At 40.6% G+C, this 1085-nt stretch carries 1 pseudogene; it reads left to right on the top strand.

Annotated elements, in window-relative coordinates:
- Window positions 1–613 precede the first annotated feature (613 nt).
- Window positions 614–958, top strand: a pseudogene (locus UF06_RS03730) (GNAT family N-acetyltransferase); the annotation flags it as partial.
- Window positions 959–1085: the final 127 nt, after the last annotated feature.

The following is a 1085-nucleotide window of genomic DNA, read 5'->3' as shown; positions in this document are numbered from 1 at the left end:
TTAAGCATAACAAACGCTTCAAGAGGGACAGCCAACGCGTGGCATTTTTACCATGCGTTGGTTTTTGTGATTGCGGTATTGTGCGGTAAGTTAGTAGTAGCGTTGGCTGCCCCTTAAGCGGGCGTTAGCTTAAAACAAATAAAATCAATTGGTTGTGCTCTTTTCTTTCTTCCATTGGCAATTCGGTCAGGTTTCTCGGCAAATCAGCATTGTTTGCCAACGCGAGTTTTGAGCCGTTGCCTCAATTGAGTTTTGGGATCGCGCGAGGTTAGCCAGTTTGGCGCAAAGTCGCTTTGGAAGTTTGGCGTTCGCTTTGAGTTGTGCGAAAACGGGTTGTCAAAATATTCTGATTTTTAATGTAAATGAACGGCCACAAAGTTTGCGTTATTTCGGGTTTCAAAGCTTAAGTGGTTTGTTGGTTTTCCAAATCGGTTTAATCTCAGGCTTGGTAAATCTAAGGTGCTGAAATTTAAGCTAACAAACTGCTTAAGAGGGATTCGCAATGCGTGGCATTTTTAGCATGCGTTGGGTTTTGTGATTCAGTCGGTGTGCAGTAGCTTTCGCAGTGCATTGCTCACCCCTTAGCAGGGCGTTATGTTTTTAAGAGGAAATCATGTTTATATTGGATGTTGATACCGATCTGAAACTGGCTTTGGTTACTCCCAAGTTTGCTTCGGCCTATCTTGAAATTGTCAGTCGAGAGAGGGAATACTTGAGTCAATGGTTAGCTTGGCCTCCTCATGCAAGCAATGAAGAGTTTTTTCTTAGCTTTATCAAAAGTTCATTGCATGATTATGCTGATGGAAAATCCTTGGTTTGTGGGATGATTTACCAAGATAAGTTGGTTGGAAATATCAGTTTTAACAGTATTAACCGTCAACTTAAAAAAGTAGAGATTGGCTACTGGTTAAGCTCTGAATACCAAGGTAAAGGTATCGTGAGTAAGTCGGTTTTAAAACAGGGTTCGCGCATGTTATTGACGCACCTTTTTATCGAATTTCGGGATAAAATTTTTAGAAATAGATTGAATTAGCGATCTTGACGTGATCTTATACTGTTAAAAATAAAGCAGGATAAGACGAATA

Origin of the sequence: Vibrio sp. S234-5, assembly GCF_000960595.1 — a bacterium.
GTDB lineage: Bacteria > Pseudomonadota > Gammaproteobacteria > Enterobacterales > Vibrionaceae > Vibrio.
Note: the sequence above shows the minus strand (reverse complement) of the source record. Positions and strands in the feature narration are given on the sequence as shown.